The following is a 17,221-nucleotide window of genomic DNA, read 5'->3' on the forward strand; positions in this document are numbered from 1 at the left end:
ACGTTAGAGGGCGGCAAGCGCGAGGCTGTTGCTCATGACCTTCACCAGGCCAGGGCTGATAACCTGAGCTTCTACGCTTTGTTTGGATTTGATGTTCATGACCCGGATCATGTCGCCGTCGCCTCCATCCTGGAGGGCACGGCCACTGGCGCTGAGGGTCAGGGCACCGCTTTGGATTGTCATTGTCACCAGGCTGCCTTTCTCGACAACCACCGGCGCCATGATGTCATTTACGCGCAGCGGCTGGCCCGGCTGGAGCGGGCGACGCACGGTCTGGCCAACAAGGCTTTGCTGATCAAGGACAGAGTTGCGGTTCAGGCGCTTGGACGGATACTGGCTCCAGGTGACGTCTTTTGCCGTGATCACTTCACCGGGTGCAATCAGCCGGGTCAGCATCGGTACCATGCGCACTTCCTGCAGGGTGCCGTTGACCTTCAGCTTCTTCGGCACCGAGCCGCCGGTAGGGATCAGCAGCGTGGCGCTGAAACGGTCCATGCGGTCGGTCATGGTGAAGCGTTCGAACTCAATGTCGGCAAGACTTGCCGTGGTCGGCAGGTACAGGCCGCGGTTGCTGCCATACACGGTGACTTCCACATCATGTTGCAGGCCTTGCTGGTTGGCTGCATCCAGTACCAGGTCAGACAGATCGCTGAGTGAGAAAGCAATCCCATCCCGGTGGATCAAGACCGTACGCAGATAGTTGGGGCGTTCCCAGTCCAGCTCGAAATCCTGTGCGATCCGGTCAAGGTCGTAGGAGTTCAGCTTTTCAGCTTCGCCAGGTGCTGGTGCCTGCATGACAATTTCTGCGGCCTTGTCGCCTACGTCATCAAACAGGTCCCCCAGGCGGATGACAGTGTCATCAACCGTTGGCGCGGCCTTCAGTTCCGCCGCCTCGGTGGGGGCTGCTGTCATCAGCATGGTGCTGAAGGCCAGGGCTGTGATGAATTTCGTGCTACAGTTCCGCATCAGTGCCTCCTATTAGCGCAGGTTATTGGCAGCCTGGAGCATCTCGTCCGCGGTCTGGATAACCTTGGAGTTCAGCTCATAGGCGCGCTGCGCCGAAATCATGGACGTAATCTCACCCACGGCATTCACGTTGGACTGTTCAAGGAAGCCCTGGAACACGGTGCCGTAGCCTGGCTGGCCTGGTGAGCTTGGAACAGCTGCGCCGGATGCCTGGCTTTCAAGGTAGAGGTTTCCGCCAATGGCCTCGAGGCCCACTTCGTTGGGGAAGATCGCCAGTTCAAGCGTGCCGACCACTGCTGGGTTGGTCTGACCGTCCTGCTTGACCATCACTTCGCCTTGCTCGTTGATGGTGACATCAATCGAATCCTGCGGGATGTTGATGGCGGGCTGAACCGCGAAGCCTTCCGGGGTCACCAATTGGCCGTTCTGGTCAATCTGGAACGAACCGGCGCGGGTGTAGGCATCCTGACCATCCGGAAGCTGGATGTGGAAGAAGCCGCGGCCGTTGATCGCGATGTCGAACATGTTGCCGGTATTCTGCAGACTGCCTTGGTCTGTGATCCGGTATACGCCTGCGGTCCGCACGCCCACACCTACCTGGATGCCGCTTGGGACAACCGTGCCGGCGTCGGACGAGTTGGCGCCAACCCGTTCAATGTTCTGGTACAGAAGGTCTTGAAACTCGGCGCGGCCGCGTTTGAAGCCCGTGGTGTTCATGTTGGCGATGTTGTTCGAGATAACGTCGATATTCAACTGCTGGGCCAACATGCCTGTTGCTGCTGTGCTAAGTGCTTTCATCGTTCTATCCTTTCCTCACAAATGCTGGCTATTTCACTTGAGCCAAGCGACTGAGGGAATCTTTCCTCATCTCTTCGATGCCGCTTGATTGTTTGGATGCCGCCTCGTAGGCGCGCATCACGTCAATCATTTCGACCATGGATTCGATGGGGTTCACATTTGACCCTTCATACGCCTTTTGGCGGATGGTGAATTCGGTCATGTTTTCCGGTGGCTGGGGCGCCTGGTCAGTCTCATAAAGAGAATTGCCGCGGCGTTTCATGTTTTGCTCGTTGGCAAAAGACACGATGCCAATCCTGCCCCGTTCGCCATTGTTCGTGGATATCGAACCGTCAGTTGCGATGGAAATATCGATGTCGTCTTCATCAAACTGGATCGGCTGGCCATTGTCGTCCAGAACCTTCTCGCCAGACAGCAAGGTAAGGTTGCGGTCGGCATCAAGGGTCATACGTCCATTGCGGGTGTAGACGGTTTGTCCGTCGCTACCTTCAATCGACAGGTAGGCCCGGCCGTTGATAAAGATATCAAGAGGGTTGCTCGTTGGGATCATTGTCCCGGCTTCCAGGTTCCGGACAACGCCATGGTCCATAACCGTGGCGATCTTGCCGCCGACAGTGCCGGCCGCGCCTGGAACGTCAATCAAATGTTGACGGAAGACAGATCTTTCTTTGTTGAAGGCTGCTGTCGACATATTTGCGATATTATGTGCAACAACATCCATGCGCCTTTTTAGCGCGCTTCTATGAGCCAACCCGACTAACAGTGCGGTATCCATAACTTTTCTCCTGCATTCGCAGTTTGCTGCTTTGCGCAGTTATCGTTTGCCAGGATAAAAGCATGAACCGTGCCAGATTATTTTCTGCTTAAGTATCAGATGTTTAGTCGTTTTCACAGGGTTGGTGCGGGGGCTTGAATGCATGTTTTGCCCACCGAAGTTGCCCAGGCGGGAAAGAAAAGCCTGCCGAGTGGTGCCACTATTTTCCCGCTTTTCCGCGTGATTTCTTTACGACTGTTTCATGGCTTGTTAACTATGTATAAATAAAGATAAAGTTGAAATGATAATGAATGGGCTCGCCCCATATCAGGCACTCAAGAGGTATTGATCGCTTATGTCCGACGAAATGGAAGAAGCGCTGGGAGAAGCCGAGCTTGTCGAAGGGCTTGAGCGGAAGAAAATCAGCGGCAAAAAGCTTGTCATCATTATTGTTGGTCTGTTTGTAGCGGCTTTGACGGCTGTGGGCGCCGTGACCTTGTTTGGCGGCGGTGATGAAGTGGATCCAGCTGACGAAGCGCTGGAGCAGATGGCAGAGGATGCCGCCACTCAACGGGACAACGCTCAGCTTGAGGAAGATCAGCCAAACGAAAAGCTGAAGCTATTGTTCGTTGAGCTGCCTGAGCAGCTTTATAATCTGAATACAGGTGGACAGGGCACCAGTTTCCTGCGTGTGCGCATCGCCCTTGAAATTGATCGTGAGAGCTACAAAGCGGATATCAACGCCAAGATGCCGCGTATTCTTGATGAGTTTAACGCCTACATGCGCGAGCTGCGTCCAGAGGATCTTGCTGGCGCAGCAGGTATTTTCCGTCTGAAAGAAGAACTGTTGATGCGGATCAACCAGGCTGTAGCGCCGACCCGCGTCAAGGACGTTTTGTTCCAGGAATTCCTGGTTCAGGGCAGCTGATCCTGGCAGGGGGGCACCCGTGTGGGTGAAAGAGTAAGGTAGAAAATGGCCGACGACGAAGAAATTGACGACGAAGCAGTTGCAGCCGAATGGGCGGCGATGGCTGGTGGTGATGATGACGATGAAAACGCGGCTGACCAGGATGAGATGGCTGCCGAATGGGAAGCCATGGCCGCCGGTGGAGACGACGAAGATGACGATGGCTCAGGCCCGTCACCCGGGCGCGTACTTGATCAGGACGAAATCGATAGCCTGCTTGGCTTTGACGGAGACGGCGATTCCGGTGAGATGACGGGCATCCACGCGCTGATCAATAGCGCGCTGGTGTCCTATGAGCGTCTGCCGATGCTGGATATCATCTTCGACCGTATGGTGCGAATGATGTCCACAAGCCTCAGGAACTTCACGTCCGACAATATCGAAGTGTCGCTGGACAATATTACCTCCGTCCGTTTCGGGGACTATCTGAACTCGATCCCGCTGCCGGCAATGTTGGCGGTTTTCCGGGCCGAGGAATGGGATAACTATGGCCTCATGACCATTGACAGCAGCCTGATCTATTCGATCGTGGATGTGCTGTTGGGCGGTCGGCGCGGTACAGCCGCCATGCGGATTGAGGGACGCCCCTATACCACAATTGAACAAACGCTCGTGGAGCGTATGATCTCGGTGGTTCTGAAGGATATGTGTGGCGCGTTCGAACCGCTGAGCCCAGTGAACTTCACGTTCGACCGGTTGGAGACCAATCCACGCTTCGCAACGATCGCGCGACCACCAAACGCAGCGATCCTGATCAAGCTTCGAGTTGATATGGAAGACCGCGGCGGTCGCCTTGAGGTATTGTTCCCATACGCCACGCTTGAACCTGTGCGGGAACTCTTGCTTCAGCGGTTCATGGGTGAGAAGTTCGGTCGTGACAGCATCTGGGAAACCCACCTGGCAACCGAGCTGTGGCGTGCTGACGTGGACCTGCAGGCGATTATGGACGAAACCACCATGTCGCTCAGGGATGTGATGAATTTCGAAGTTGGCCAGACTATTCTTTTTAACAAGAGCCCGAATGATGAAGTTGTGCTAAAATGTGGCGAAGTTCCTATGGTAAGCGGCGCGATCGGTCGGGCCGGGCAGCATGTTGCCGTGCAGATACGGCAGACAGCAGAGCGCCTGCACGTTGAAGACGACCCCAATTCCGGAAGTTATTGATGCAAATCCTACCTGAAATGATTGTCGATGGTGTTTTGGCGATCCTGCTTATTGCAGTGATTGTTGTGTGCACCATTGTATATCGGCGCCTGTCTACCATTCGGGAAGGGCAGGAACAGCTCAGGCAGTTGGTTGATAGCTTGAACAACGCAGTGGTGGACGCCCAGCGTAGTGTCGGCAACATTCGCCAGGCCGCACTTGATGCCGATGAAAAGCTGAGCGCTGAAATCAAGCGCGCCAAAAGCATGGCTGAAGAATTGAGCATGATTACGGAGGCTGGCAACAATCTTGCAGATAGAATTGAGCAAGGCCTGACAGGTGATAAACCTTCAGCGCCAACTAAAGCTGCCGCTGATCCGGCTGAGCCGAAGGCAAACAAGAAACAGCAGCAGGAAATTTTGGCCGCCCTGCGTGAAGCACGTTGACGTGGCCTGTGTGTGAGTGAGAGGCAGTAAAATGAGTGGCGCGATATACAGTCGGGTTCGTCTATTCCCATTGCTTATACTGTTTGCCCTTGCGGCTCTCGGGCTGCGGGGTGTCAGCCTTTACGCGGGTTATGACCTGATGGTTGCTGTTGCTCAGGACGAAAATCAGGCACAGGAAGATACGGCACAGGCTGAAGGTGACAATGCTGGGGCCGACGACCCGGCAACCACCACTGCCGCTGCCGCTCCGCCACCCATCATCGGGCTGCCTAGTACCCAAGAAATGGAATTGATCACCCAGTTACGCCAGCGCCGTCAAGATCTCGAAGCGCGCGAACAACAGCTTGATCTGCAGGAACAGCTGCTGGCGAGCACCGAAAAGCGGATCAATGACAAGATTGTTCAATTGCAAGAGCTTGAAGTCCAGATCAAGAAACACCTGCGCCTCTTCGAAGAGGTGGAGGAAAAGCAGCTGGATGCGATCGTTGAAGTATACGAAAAAATGAAGCCCAAGGATGCGGCGCCCCGGTTTGAAGCCTTGGCGTTGCAGACCCAGGTCGACCTTGTGACCCGGATGAAGCCGGCAAAGGTTGCAGCCCTGATGGAGAACATGTCGCCTCAGAAGGCTTCGATTTTAACGACAGAACTTGCTACGCAAGTTCAACCGCCGAATTTTGACGAGGTTCGAGGCGGCGGGCGCTAAAAGGGGACTGGCGGCATATGGGAGTAGCCGCCTATCTTGAGTTTTCGTGGGGCAGGAGTAGCGGAATGGGAAAACAGGCAACTGTTGTGAGTTTGGAAGATCGGGCAGCATCGCTACGGCAGGACCGTGGCGACAACATCGCTATTGACGAAATTACCCATGTGGTTGGCAGCCTGGTTCGCGGCACCACCCATGATGATGATATGGACAGTGTATCAACCGAGCTGCGCGAACTTCTCAACTATATCAACGCCGCCAAAAGCGAACTGGTAGAAATGCAGCCCAAGTCGCTCTCGAACAGAGATATCCCAGACGCGGGCGAACAGTTGGATGCTATTGTCAAATCCACGGAAGATGCCGCGGAAGCCATCATGGATGCTGCTGACGCGGTAGGCCAAATCGCGGACGAGTTGGACGATGAGGTTGGTGGCCGATTGGCGCAGATTTCGACGGATTTGTTTCAAGCGTCAAGCTTCCAAGACCTCACAGGCCAGCGCATCACTAAAGTGACACGGACCTTGGCGCATCTTGAGGAACGGCTCAACGCGCTCGCGGATGCTATCGGCGATGACTATGTCGCGCCAGACCCTGAAGAAGAAATTGCCCGCAATGAAGAAGGTGTTGTGGAGGACGAGACGGATCTGCTTCATGGCCCGCAGTTGGAGGGTGAGGGTAACAGCCAAGCTGAAATCGATGCGATTTTGGCAAGCTTCGACTGACCTGGGGCAAAGCTAGAGACCATATGTTCAGTGAGGAGCAAGATAGCAAGCGGATATTCGGAGCAGACAACACAATGGGGTTGTTTGTTGCGCTTTATCTCATCTTGTTGGCCTTTTTTATCATCCTGACAGCATTGTCGACCCATGCTGCGTCCCGTGGTTCGTTGGCCATGGAAAGCGTGAACCAAACCTTCACCCGCAGCGGCGAAGCAAAAATCGAAGATATCGACCCGCGCGCGGCGACTTCCGCCGCGGAAGACCCTGTCCTTAAGGCCATTCAACAACGTTTCTTTTCAGAGCTCGAAATTCCGGGACGCTTTTCTGAAGCAGGTGGTGGTGCCTTTGAAATTCAGTTTCCTGAAAGCTATCTGTTTGAACCCGGTTCTATCAATATCAGGCGTGATATGGCGCCTTTCGTGGATCAGCTCGTTGAGGCGCTTGGGGATGTAAGCAGTGGGGGGCGGCAGGAAGTCGCTTTCATGTTTGGAACTGGCCGTGGTGCTGTTGCCAGAGAAATGACCCGCAGCCAGGAAGTCGCTGTCCGCCGTGCCGGAGCGCTGGCGCGGTATCTGCAGACATCCGGCCTTGAGCGAGACGTGTTCACCACCGGCTTTGTGGGTATCCCGGAAGGCGAGATTTTGGCAGTTTTTACCCGCACGCTGGACCGAAATACCCGTAACAAGCTGGGCGAGGGGGGAGGGCGCCATGGCAACTAGGCCTCATTCCGCACGCAATGCTGCAAAGCATGTCCCAGGGAATGCCTGGATGCTGACGTTTGCTGATTTGCTGTCCCTGTTGCTGACGTTCTTTGTGCTTGTTTTTTCCATGAACACGATCCGGTTCGAGGATTGGAAAGCGGTCGTGCGGACGATGAGTGACGAGTTCAACCCCAACAGGCCGACGATCAGTCCGACCGAACATAAAGAGCCGCCCTCAGTGCTTCAGTCCAAGCCAAAAGGTTTGAGCCTGGCCTATCTCGAGGCCGTCGTGTCCCAGCGTTTCAGCCAAATTCCGTTGTTTGAGAATGGTGAGGTATGGCGAACCGAAGGCAAGGTAATTATATCGGTCCCGGCCAGTTTGCTTTTTGAACGCAAGGATGCAATCCCCAACGCTGAAGGGTTCAGGGCCCTTCGGGACCTGGCAGGGGTGCTTATCCAGCTCCGAAACAAGATACAGGTAGCTGGCCACACGGACCAAACACCGGTTTCGAACCAGTTGTATCGATCGAATTGGGAGCTGTCTTTGACACGGGCCCGGGTTGTTGCCGGAATTTTGTCTGATGCGGGGTATCGCGAACCGATGGCGGTCCTGGGGTATGCCGATACGCGGTACAATCAATTACCCGGTAGCCTTACGCAGCAGAGGCGGTATGATCTGGCTGAACGTATTGATATAATCATCGTTGATGAACGACGGGATAGAGGATTATATGACCTTTTCTAAGTGGCGATATCTTTCTGGGGTTGCCGCGATTGCAGTTGTGATCGCTGTCCTGCCTGCGCCACCCGTTTTGGCCCTGCAGGCCGTCCCTGTGCAGGGGGCTCAGCAAGCGACCTTCGCGCGTCTGGCTTTTGCCATTCCAGAGAATGTTGCCTACACCGTTGACCACCAAGGCACACAGGTTACCGTTACAGCAGAGAGCAGTATCAGTTTTGACCTGAGCAACATCAACGCCAGTCAGTTGCGACAGGTCCGCAATCCTCGGGTCGCTGGTTCTGGTGGCCAGACAGTTGTGACCTTCAGCGTGCCCTCGGACGCCAATGTTCGTCATTTTCGCTCCGGCCAGTATCTGGTGGTGGATGTCTATTCGGAAAACATCGTAGAAGACGGTCCGCAAAGCCAGTCACAGGTTCCGGTGCCTGCCGAAAGTCAACCTGGATCACAGGCGGCGCAGCAATCCAACGGTCAGGCACCCGCCCCTCAGCCAGATGAAACTGCAGCTGATGGCGGCGCAGCGCAGCAACCGTCGGACGATGCTGCAGAGCAGGGCGGGACAGCTGGTGTGGATGCAGTAACACCGGGTACCGATACGACAGGTGCCGCACCGCAGCTTGGTTCAGATGATGGCGTGACGCGGGATATTACCGGCCCAACCGAAGATGACGTTAGTACACCGAATACTGATCCTGTCCCAAGCACCAATACAAATGTTACGGACGTGGCGCCGGAAAGCCAGGCAACAACCACACCGCCGACACAGGGTGTAACAGTTACAGGTGTTGAGCCCGAAGGCGAACCTGTGCCTGTTTCAGTTTCTGCGATTGAGAATGGTGTAAAGCTGCGGTTCCAAGCGCCTGAGGGGGTCGCGGTCGCGGCGTTCGAACGCGGTGGTTTTCTCTGGCTAGTGTTTGACCGCCAGTTGGGTGTTCAGATGAGTAACCTGAGCGCCAATGCCTCTCTTATTGGGCCGCGCATCCGCAATATTGAAGTCGTACCGCATCGTGATGCCCTGGTGATGCGTCTCAATATACGCACAGATCAGAGTACCGTTGTGGAAAAGGATCGCAATGATTGGCTGGTTTCCCTCAAGGATACGCCAGCGAAACCACGTTTCCCATTGGTGCCTGAGCGCCGCACTGAAGGTGCTCAAGGGCAGCAAATTCACATTCCAGCGACAGACCTTGGGCGCAAGATCGAGGTTGAAGATCCCGCTGTTGGTGATCTGCTCGTCGTCGTGCCTACACTTCTTGAAGGCCGCGGCTTACCTCAGCAATATAGCTATGCGTCATCTCAAGTGCTTGAAACCTCCCAGGGCATTGTTGTGGTGCCGCTGTCTGACTTTGTTACCATTGAGCGATACGCTGAAGGCGTAACGATCCGGTCCGCGGGCAATAATATCCTGTCGGCATCGAAGCTTTCGCGTGGTACAGGCATTGGTGACCAGGTTGGAGGCAACTTCAACCGGCTGATTGATTTCCGGGCCTGGCGGATTGGTAATGACTGGGAATATCGGAAGAATAAAAGCCGATTGCTCTATGAACTTTCCCTGCGCCCTGCCAATGACCGCAACGAGGTGCGTTGGAAACTGGCGCGTTACTTCCTGGCCCATGGGCGTGGTGAAGAGGCATTGGGCATCATGGATCGGATGCTTGATGAAGATCCTCTGCTGACTGAAAATAGCGAATTTCTGGCCGTGCGTGGCGTGGCGAACTTCAAGGCTGGGCGGCTGGACGAAGCTGCGGCGGACCTTTCCGCACGGGGGCTTGAAGCAGAGCAGGACGCGGAACTTTGGCGTTCCCTTGTGGCGGAAGCACGCGGCAATTATGAACAGGCACTTGAACATTATCGCCGCGGTAAGGATGTCATGGGCACCTATGATGACTATGACCGCGCTGAAATACAGCTTGCGGTGATCAGATCCTCCTTGGCCCTTGGCAACATTGAGCAAGCCCAGCGCGAGTTGGACCTGTTGAATGGCCTGTCGCTCACGAGTGAGCAGATTTCTGAATCCGTCTTCCAGAGTGCGCGCATCGCCGAGCGGCAAGGCCAGCTTGATATTGCGTTAACGCAGTATGAAGACCTTTCAGATGTGCCCCAACGCTGGATTGCGGCCCGAGCCCGATATGCGCGGATCAAATACAGCTTGCGTATGAACGACATCACGCCGCAGCAGGGCATCGATCAGTTGGAACGCTTGCGCTATGCATGGCGCGGTAACCGGTTTGAGATTCAATTGCTCGATGACTTGTCCGAACTGTATTTCGAGACCCAACAATACCGCTTGGGGCTGGAGACGTTGCGGCAAGGCATCTCCTACTTCCCTGAGCTTGCAGCAGAGCGCCAGATGATCAGTCGCTCAAGCGCCGTGTTCCGGAAACTGTTCCTGGACGGTGACGCAGACACTATGACACCGATCTCGGCAATCAGTCTTTACTATGATTTTCGTGACCTGACACCGCTTGGGAACGATGGGGACCTGATGATCAGACGGCTCGCCTCCCGGCTTGTGTCAGTTGACTTGCTCGATCGAGCGGCAGAGCTTCTCGAGTATCAGGTTCGCGTGCGCACCGAAGGGGCGGCAAGGGCCGCGATTGCTGCCAGATTGGCACAGATCTATATTCTTGATGAAAAGCCCGAGCAGGCCCTTCAGATCCTGCGTGGTACGCGCGAGCCTCGGTTGCCGCAGGATATTGAGGCAACACGCCGACACGTAGAGGCGCGGGCCTTGATAGAACTCGAGCGCTATGAAGAAGCTGAAGTGGTGCTGGATGGTGATCGCGGCGCTAACGCCGAATATCTTCGCGCGGATATCTATTGGGGCGCCAAAAACTGGCCGAGGCTGGCATCAACTGTACGTCGTATCCTAGGGGATGGCTGGCGCCGCAAGGAACCTCTCAATGACAAACAGCGCCTGAATCTGATTCGCCTGACCATTGCATTGACCTTCACGGAAGACCGCGCCGGGCTGATTGAGACGCGCCGCAGGTACGGGCTGCAGATGCGGGATGGAGATTTTGCCAACGCGTTCGAATTGCTGACCAATGACCAGGAACTGTCGGGCGGAGAACTTGGTGCCATTGCGAAACAGATCGCCAGTGTCGAAAAACTTCAAACCTTCATGCGGGAATACAGAAACGATTTTTCTGGCCGCTAGGCTGAGGTTTGAGCAAGTAACGGGCCGCTCGCAAGGCTGTGAGGGTCGGTCTTGCTAGTCATTGGATATCCCACGACAAGTGGTCTGTTAAATGAGGCGGGCTTGAGGGAAGGTGAGGATTGCTGCTGGGTTGACCGATTTCACCAAAGCGTGAATTTCATATTATTTTCCTTTGTCGCGTCATTCGGCGAATATAGAACCACGCAGGCAGGCACCGGTGTCCGCCTTAACGATGTTATGAAGACTGAAAAGGGAAGTTTAAGATGAAACTCAACCGTTTTGCGAAATCTGCAGTGATTACCACAAGTGCAGCGGCATTTGCGTTGGCGGCCGCCTCTGGCGTTGCCACAGCTGACGACAAGAAAGCCAAGAAAGAAAAGTGCTACGGTGTGGTTGCCAAGGGCATGAACGATTGCCAGACCTCTGCGCACAGCTGCGCAGGTCAGGCCAAGATGGATAACCATCCAGAAGAGTGGATCTATGTGCCTGCTGGCATGTGTGACCGCATTGCAGGTGGATCCAAAGAACCTAAGCGCTCCTAACAAGGATAACCGATGGCGGTGATCAGTAACTGCGTGGGGATAGAATGACATTTCCAGCATATATCGCTGCTAAAGGGGCTCAAAAACCGGTTGGCGTTGGCTTGAAATCACAACACTATGATGACGTGTTGACTTCAAAGCCAGCGCTTGCCTTTTTTGAGGTGCATGCTGAAAATTATATGATGCCGGGCGGTGCTCACCACCGTTACCTCGAAGAAATCAGAGAAACCTACCCGCTCTCCATCCACGGTGTTGGCATGTCACTTGGGTCAGCAGAGGGCCTAAACAGAAAACATCTGCAGCGGTTCAGTGAGGTGGTCAACCGCTACAGGCCTTGGCTGGTATCCGAGCATCTGGCTTGGTCGCGGGCCGGTGATACATACCTGAATGACCTGTTACCCGTGCCGATGACACAGGAAAGCCTCCGTGTTGTTACGCGCAATGTCAAAGCCATGCAGGATGCTATTGGTCGCAAAATCCTGATCGAGAACCCTTCCAGCTACCTAACATTTGCAGATGATGAGATGCCGGAAGTCGATTTCCTGGTGGCACTTGCCGAAGCGACCGGCTGTGGCGTGCTGCTTGACGTGAACAATGTCTATGTATCGGGCAAAAATATCGGTTGGGACGTTCGGGCTTATCTAGATAGCATTCCGGCGGATCTTGTTGGGGAAATCCACTTGGCCGGACACCTGACGCGGGATGTGGAGGGCCAAACCCTTCGCATCGATGACCACGGTAGCCGTGTCTCCGACAGCGTTTGGACGCTTTATGAGCGGGTTATTGCCCGGATAGGGCCGCGGCCAACCCTTATTGAATGGGATTCAAATATCCCAACGCTTGATGTGCTTGTTGTCGAGGCAGAGAAGGCACAGAAGCTGATGTCAGAGATGGTCGAGCCCGGTCAGGCTGCCACCCGTGGGTGACCTTGGCGACATACAGCGGTCTATGGCGCGCACCATCTTGGGGCAGGAGGCAGATGACAGCCTGCTTGGCGCGATCAAGGATGATCATCTGGGACCGGCAGCGCGGTTGCGCATCCACCAGAATAATTTCAGAGAGAGCCTGAGCGAAGCACTGTTGGGGATTTTCCCGTTATGTCAGGCTTTGGTGGGTGAATTGTTCCTGCGGCAGGCGCTGCGCCACTTTGTGCTTGAATACCCTCCTGTTGACGCGGCGCTTTATGCCTATGGTCGGGATGTGGCAAATTTCTTCGGGATATACTCGGCAGCCAAATCTGTGCCTTACCTCGCTGATGTGGCACGGCTTGAGTGGTATACCCACGAACTGGCAAATGCGGAGGAAGCAGCGGTTTATGAGGATATCACAGCTGCGCAGGCAGCGCATGAAGCAGGAATGGGTTTCGCCTTGCATGACAATGCGCGCGTGCTTGATAGCAATTTCCCCATTTATGACCTCTGGCAGGCATTGTCAGGCCAAATAACACCCGACGACCTGAACATTGAAGACGATGGGCAAACCATCCTGCTGGTGTTGCACGGGGGGCAGGTGTTCTACCAATTGCTGGATGCAGAAACAGCAGGCACGCTGGCAAAATTGAGCGGTGACCAAAAGGATATAACGATCGGGTCGGCGATGCTCGAAGAATTGATCGACAGGGGGGCGATCAAACCAAAATAACGATAATAAAGAAGAGAAGGTAAAACATTGAAGAATCTTTCGGAGCAATACCATGCGCTGTTTGCCCGGCTTGGCCGCGCCTTCCTGTTGCAGGATTATATGTTGCTCTTCGTTCGGGCCTGGGCTGCAAAGATATTCTACCTCTCAGGCAGATCGAAGGCTGGAGACTCGTACCTGACACCATCAGATTTAACAGTGATGTTGTTCGCGGATGAATATGACCTGCCACTGATTGATCCTGAAATGGCGGCACAGCTTGCACTCTATGCAGAGACATTCCTGCCGATAATGTTGCTGGTGGGCTTAGGCGCCCGCTTTGGTGCGCTTGGCCTTATCGGAATGACGCTGGTAATACAGTTTTTGGTCTATCCCGGATATTTCCCTGAACACGCAACATGGATCGCGGCGCTGTTGCCGGTTGTCATGTTAGGGGCAGGGCGGATTTCTCTGGACCATTTGTTGGTCTCCCGGTCTGGAAAATAGGCTTATCACGAAATCTTGAAAAGATGGGCGGGCTAACAGGCAGTTTTTTGTGTTTTTTTCCGTCGATTTGCTTTTTATTTAGAATGGAAATCGGCTAAGACAGACCGAAGTTGCCTCTCTTTATTGTGTTTTAAGGACATGTCATGGATGAAATCGACCGTAAGATTCTGAATTTGCTGCAAAAAGACGCTACGTTAAGCACGGCTGAAATTGCCGAGGCAGTTGGTTTGTCCACGACACCTTGTTGGCGCCGGATCCAGATTTTGGAACAAGAAGGCTATATCACCCGCCGGGTAGCGCTTGTTGACCGTAACAAGATCAATGTCCCACTGGACGTTTTCGTCGCGATCCGGACCAACGAACATAACTTTGACTGGCTTGATGAATTTGCCCGCCTTGTTTGCGAGTTCCCGGAAGTGGTGGAACTGTACCGCATGAGCGGCGAGATCGATTATCTGATGCGCGTGGTAGTGCCGGACATGGCTGCATACGACACCTTCTATAAGAAACTGATCAAGCGCGTACAGCTCACGGACGTCAGTTCATCCTTCGCCATGGAGCGGATCAAATATACCACGGCACTGCCGCTGGATTATGCCATTGAAAGTGGCCGTAGTCGCCGTAAGCGGGGTTAGTTGTGGATGTAAGGTCGGCGGCTTCCGCGCCCAAGCAGGAAATAAGGCTCGAGGACTATAAGGCTCCGGTCTTCACAATCGACAAGATCGACCTGACCTTTCGTCTTCATGACGATCATGCTGAGGTCGAGGCCCGCTCGCTGTTCAAGATGCACGGTGATGCAGGAGGCGCCCTCCAGCTTGACGGCGGGCCCTTTATGGACCTTCTAGCACTTGAAATAGACGGACAGCCGGTCCCTGCCGATCAATTTGTCAAATCTGCAGACTTCCTGCAGATACGGGCCGTACCGAAGACGTTTGAGCTGGGTATCATCACAAAGGTTTATCCTAAACAAAACACTCGCCTTGAAGGTCTGTACTTTTCTGGTGGAAACTTTTGCACACAATGTGAGGCAGAAGGCTTTCGCCATATCACCTATTTTCCGGACCGCCCTGATGTGCTGACCCGGTACATGGTTCGCGTCGAAGCCGACAAGGAGAGCTGTCCGGTTCTGCTCTCAAACGGTAACCCGAAGGAAAGCGGTGACCTTGAAAACGGGCGGCATTTCGCCGTTTGGGATGATCCGCACCTGAAACCCTCGTACCTGTTTGCCTTGGTAGCAGGGGACCTGGCATGCCAGAGCGACAGTTTCCGTACCGCCTCCGGCCGTCACGTAGAGCTGAATATCTTTGTTGCCGAGAGGGACCTGGACAAATGCGACTATGCGATGCAGTCGCTCAAGCGAGCGATGGTCTGGGACGAAGAGGAATACGGGCTTGAATATGATCTTGATGTCTACAACATCGTGGCTGTGTCGGATTTCAACATGGGGGCCATGGAAAACAAAGGCCTGAATGTCTTTAACACCAAGTATGTGCTGGCTAGCCCAGAAACGGCGACCGATGCTGACTTTGACCACGTTGAAGGCGTGATTGGACACGAATATTTCCATAACTGGACCGGCAACCGCGTTACCTGCCGGGATTGGTTCCAGCTGAGCCTCAAGGAAGGCCTCACCGTTTTCAGGGATCAGGAATTCTCCAGTGACATGACCTCTCGGGCGGTGAAACGCCTGGATGATGTGCGTGTCCTTAGAATGCTGCAGTATCCAGAGGATGCAGGACCGTTGGCGCACCCGGTTCGCCCAGAAAAATACATAGAAATCAATAACTTCTATACCACTACTGTCTACAATAAAGGCGCAGAGGTCATTCGTATGATGCATTGCATCATCGGACCAGAGGCCTTCCGCAAGGGTATGGACCTATATTTCGAACGCCATGATGGTCAGGCGGCGACGTGTGAAGATTTTGCGACTGCGATGGAAGATGCCAGCGGCGTTGATTTGAAGCAGTTTCGCCTGTGGTATTCACAGGCAGGCACGCCGAAAGTGGTCGTGCGGCGCGAAAGGGACGGAGAAGACCTAATCCTGACGTTTGAGCAGTCATGTGGAGCTAGCCCAGGTCAAGCGCTCAAACTGCCGTACCATATGCCTGTCCGGGTGGGTCTGATTGGTCCTAACGGCGGTGACGTCAAGGGTGAAATTGAGGGAGACGGCGTCTGGAGCTCTTCCGAATGTGTTCTGCATCTCAGGAATGCACGGCAGTCCTTCCGTTTCAGGAATGTTCCTGAAGGTACCGTGCCGAGCATCCTTCGCGGGTTTAGTGCGCCTGTGGTCCTTGATCATGATCTCAGCGATGATGAACTGGCTTTCCTTGCTGTGCAGGATAGCGATGCCTTCGTTCGATGGGAAGCTTCGCAGGACCTATTCAGTCGACATCTGGTGAAACAAGTCGAGACGAATGGCGTGGGGCACCTGCCTGAGTTGTTGCAGCAGGTCTTTGTAGGGCACCTGGAAGACAAGGATACTGACCCGGCTTTGATTGCGGAGCTTCTGGCTTTGCCGAGTGAGATCGCCCTGGGGCAGAAACTGGATGTATTGATGCCAGAGCGGGTGCACGTTGCTCGCGAGGCCTTGGCCAAGGCGCTTGCTGGTGCGTCGTCGGAAAAGATCATCGCGCTTTATCACAGTCTGACAGCCGGGCACGGTTACACGCTGGATCAATCGGCAAAAGCTGCGCGCAGATTGCGGAATATGCTTCTGACCTATATTGCGTTGCTGCCTGATGGAGAGGCCATCATACAGGCACATTATGCCCAAGCCGATAACATGACAGACTGCATGGCAGCTCTGACCTTGATTGCGCACAGCGATTTTGCATTCAGAGACCAGACCTTGGCTGATTTCTATAGCAAGTGGCAGAAGAATGACCTTGTGATTGACAAGTGGTTTGCCGTTCAAGCCCAAAGCAAAAGGCCGGATACTGTAGCCAGGGTTCGGGCGCTGACCGAGCATGAAGCATTCACCTTCAACAACCCAAATCGGCTGCGATCGTTGATATCGACCTACTCAATGCTCAATCAGGTGCGCTTCCATGAGAAAAGTGGTGAAGGCTATCGGTTTCTTGGAGAAATGATCGCCAAAGTTGATGAAATCAATCCGCAGACAGCTGCGCGCCTTGTGGCGCCGCTGGGCCGCTGGGGGCGTGTCGAAGAGCCGCGCCGAGGTTTTATGAAGGATGCTCTGACATCTGTTCTCAAGGCCCCAAACCTGAGCGACGATGTTAGGGAGTTGGTAGAAAAGTCACTTGCATAAGAGAGTGGTGATTCGCGTAAAAAATGAAATTTCCCGATGGGGAATGGCTAATGCGTCAGCTATATTAAGGAATGATAAACCTTTTCGCACTTTTTGGGCGAAATAATTAGTCTTTGATTTTTATATGTAATTGTCGGCCATCGTATTCTTCAGAATTGGAATCCAGCTGTCGGGGCCTCGGTGCTCAGACAATG

17 protein-coding genes are annotated in these 17,221 nt (G+C 54.2%); 14 read left to right on the top strand and 3 right to left on the bottom strand.

Going from position 1 to position 17,221, the window contains the following annotated elements:
• Positions 1-3: 3 nt before the first annotated feature.
• Genes flgA through KORLAC_RS09350 form a run of 3 tightly spaced genes read right to left on the bottom strand, consistent with a single transcriptional unit; the run spans position 4 to position 2,539 of the window.
• The gene (gene flgA, locus KORLAC_RS09340; protein ID WP_068305786.1) at positions 4-966 is read right to left on the bottom strand and encodes a flagellar basal body P-ring formation chaperone FlgA; all 963 of its coding nucleotides are present in this window, start codon (positions 964-966) and stop codon (positions 4-6) included.
• 12 nt (positions 967-978) lie between these two features.
• Entirely contained in the window at positions 979-1,764 is a 786-nt protein-coding gene (gene flgG, locus KORLAC_RS09345; protein ID WP_068305788.1) for a flagellar basal-body rod protein FlgG, read from the bottom strand.
• A 28-nt stretch (positions 1,765-1,792) separates the two neighbouring features.
• Positions 1,793-2,539 (bottom strand): flagellar hook-basal body protein, encoded by a 747-nt coding sequence (locus KORLAC_RS09350; RefSeq protein WP_074519307.1) that lies wholly within the window; start codon positions 2,537-2,539, stop codon positions 1,793-1,795.
• A gap of 334 nt (positions 2,540-2,873) precedes the next feature.
• On the opposite strand from KORLAC_RS09350, the gene KORLAC_RS09355 reads away from it, so the two are divergent.
• The 14 genes from KORLAC_RS09355 (at position 2,874) to pepN (ending at position 17,027) form a co-directional block, all read left to right on the top strand.
• Positions 2,874-3,446 carry a flagellar basal body-associated FliL family protein gene (locus tag KORLAC_RS09355; RefSeq protein ID WP_068305792.1) on the top strand — a complete coding sequence of 191 codons (573 nt, stop codon included), beginning with the start codon at positions 2,874-2,876 and terminating at the stop codon, positions 3,444-3,446.
• A 45-nt stretch (positions 3,447-3,491) separates the two neighbouring features.
• Positions 3,492-4,649, top strand: a complete 1,158-nt coding sequence (gene fliM, locus KORLAC_RS09360) for a flagellar motor switch protein FliM (protein ID WP_068305794.1) — start codon at positions 3,492-3,494, stop codon at positions 4,647-4,649.
• Entirely contained in the window at positions 4,649-5,074 is a 426-nt protein-coding gene (locus tag KORLAC_RS09365) for a DUF6468 domain-containing protein (protein WP_068305796.1), read from the top strand. Before fliM ends, KORLAC_RS09365 begins: the two co-directional genes overlap by 1 nt.
• 31 nt (positions 5,075-5,105) lie before the next feature.
• The gene (locus KORLAC_RS09370; RefSeq protein WP_139167437.1) at positions 5,106-5,777 is read left to right on the top strand and encodes a MotE family protein; all 672 of its coding nucleotides are present in this window, start codon (positions 5,106-5,108) and stop codon (positions 5,775-5,777) included.
• A gap of 65 nt (positions 5,778-5,842) precedes the next feature.
• Positions 5,843-6,496 (top strand): protein phosphatase CheZ, encoded by a 654-nt coding sequence (locus KORLAC_RS09375; protein ID WP_068305801.1) that lies wholly within the window; start codon positions 5,843-5,845, stop codon positions 6,494-6,496.
• 74 nt (positions 6,497-6,570) lie between these two features.
• Complete coding sequence (locus KORLAC_RS09380; protein ID WP_139167439.1) at positions 6,571-7,212, top strand: hypothetical protein; 642 nt, start codon at positions 6,571-6,573, stop codon at positions 7,210-7,212.
• Positions 7,202-7,939, top strand: coding sequence for a flagellar motor protein MotB (locus KORLAC_RS09385; protein ID WP_082714596.1), 738 nt, complete (start codon positions 7,202-7,204; stop codon positions 7,937-7,939). The genes KORLAC_RS09380 and KORLAC_RS09385 overlap by 11 nt, the downstream gene beginning before the upstream one ends.
• Complete coding sequence (locus KORLAC_RS09390; RefSeq protein WP_068305808.1) at positions 7,926-11,090, top strand: hypothetical protein; 3,165 nt, start codon at positions 7,926-7,928, stop codon at positions 11,088-11,090. Before KORLAC_RS09385 ends, KORLAC_RS09390 begins: the two co-directional genes overlap by 14 nt.
• A 263-nt stretch (positions 11,091-11,353) precedes the next feature.
• Positions 11,354-11,632, top strand: coding sequence for a BufA1 family periplasmic bufferin-type metallophore (locus KORLAC_RS09395; RefSeq protein WP_068305810.1), 279 nt, complete (start codon positions 11,354-11,356; stop codon positions 11,630-11,632).
• 44 nt (positions 11,633-11,676) lie between these two features.
• Positions 11,677-12,558 (top strand): MNIO family bufferin maturase, encoded by an 882-nt coding sequence (gene bufB / locus KORLAC_RS09400; RefSeq protein WP_068305812.1) that lies wholly within the window; start codon positions 11,677-11,679, stop codon positions 12,556-12,558.
• Positions 12,559-12,580: 22 nt separating this feature from the next.
• Complete coding sequence (locus KORLAC_RS09405) at positions 12,581-13,273, top strand: HvfC/BufC N-terminal domain-containing protein (protein WP_241493415.1); 693 nt, start codon at positions 12,581-12,583, stop codon at positions 13,271-13,273.
• A gap of 27 nt (positions 13,274-13,300) precedes the next feature.
• Positions 13,301-13,756, top strand: coding sequence for a DoxX family protein (locus KORLAC_RS09410; RefSeq protein WP_082714597.1), 456 nt, complete (start codon positions 13,301-13,303; stop codon positions 13,754-13,756).
• 143 nt (positions 13,757-13,899) lie between these two features.
• A complete protein-coding gene (locus KORLAC_RS09415) occupies positions 13,900-14,391 on the top strand; it encodes an Lrp/AsnC family transcriptional regulator (protein ID WP_068305816.1) in 492 nt (163 codons plus the stop codon).
• A gap of 2 nt (positions 14,392-14,393) precedes the next feature.
• Positions 14,394-17,027 carry an aminopeptidase N gene (gene pepN, locus KORLAC_RS09420; RefSeq protein WP_068305818.1) on the top strand — a complete coding sequence of 878 codons (2,634 nt, stop codon included), beginning with the start codon at positions 14,394-14,396 and terminating at the stop codon, positions 17,025-17,027.
• The last annotated feature ends 194 nt before the right edge of the window (positions 17,028-17,221 follow it).

Source organism: Kordiimonas lacus (genome assembly GCF_001550055.1).
In the GTDB taxonomy this organism is placed as follows: Bacteria; Pseudomonadota; Alphaproteobacteria; order Sphingomonadales; family Kordiimonadaceae; genus Kordiimonas; species Kordiimonas lacus.

Bases quoted from the DNA above. Each gene is read 5' to 3' on its own strand.
- KORLAC_RS09380 (WP_139167439.1), top strand. From the start codon at position 6,571: ATGGGGTTGTTTGTTGCGCTTTATCTCATCTTGTTGGCCTTTTTTATC.
- KORLAC_RS09390 (WP_068305808.1), top strand. From the start codon at position 7,926: ATGACCTTTTCTAAGTGGCGATATCTTTCTGGGGTTGCCGCGATTGCA.
- KORLAC_RS09375 (WP_068305801.1), top strand. From the start codon at position 5,843: ATGGGAAAACAGGCAACTGTTGTGAGTTTGGAAGATCGGGCAGCATCG.
- KORLAC_RS09365 (WP_068305796.1), top strand. From the start codon at position 4,649: ATGCAAATCCTACCTGAAATGATTGTCGATGGTGTTTTGGCGATCCTG.
- KORLAC_RS09355 (WP_068305792.1), top strand. From the start codon at position 2,874: ATGTCCGACGAAATGGAAGAAGCGCTGGGAGAAGCCGAGCTTGTCGAA.
- KORLAC_RS09415 (WP_068305816.1), top strand. From the start codon at position 13,900: ATGGATGAAATCGACCGTAAGATTCTGAATTTGCTGCAAAAAGACGCT.
- KORLAC_RS09395 (WP_068305810.1), top strand. From the start codon at position 11,354: ATGAAACTCAACCGTTTTGCGAAATCTGCAGTGATTACCACAAGTGCA.
- bufB (WP_068305812.1), top strand. From the start codon at position 11,677: ATGACATTTCCAGCATATATCGCTGCTAAAGGGGCTCAAAAACCGGTT.
- KORLAC_RS09405 (WP_241493415.1), top strand. From the start codon at position 12,581: ATGGCGCGCACCATCTTGGGGCAGGAGGCAGATGACAGCCTGCTTGGC.
- flgG (WP_068305788.1), bottom strand. From the start codon at position 1,764: ATGAAAGCACTTAGCACAGCAGCAACAGGCATGTTGGCCCAGCAGTTG.
- flgA (WP_068305786.1), bottom strand. From the start codon at position 966: ATGCGGAACTGTAGCACGAAATTCATCACAGCCCTGGCCTTCAGCACC.
- KORLAC_RS09385 (WP_082714596.1), top strand. From the start codon at position 7,202: ATGGCAACTAGGCCTCATTCCGCACGCAATGCTGCAAAGCATGTCCCA.
- fliM (WP_068305794.1), top strand. From the start codon at position 3,492: ATGGCCGACGACGAAGAAATTGACGACGAAGCAGTTGCAGCCGAATGG.
- KORLAC_RS09370 (WP_139167437.1), top strand. From the start codon at position 5,106: ATGAGTGGCGCGATATACAGTCGGGTTCGTCTATTCCCATTGCTTATA.
- KORLAC_RS09350 (WP_074519307.1), bottom strand. From the start codon at position 2,539: ATGGATACCGCACTGTTAGTCGGGTTGGCTCATAGAAGCGCGCTAAAA.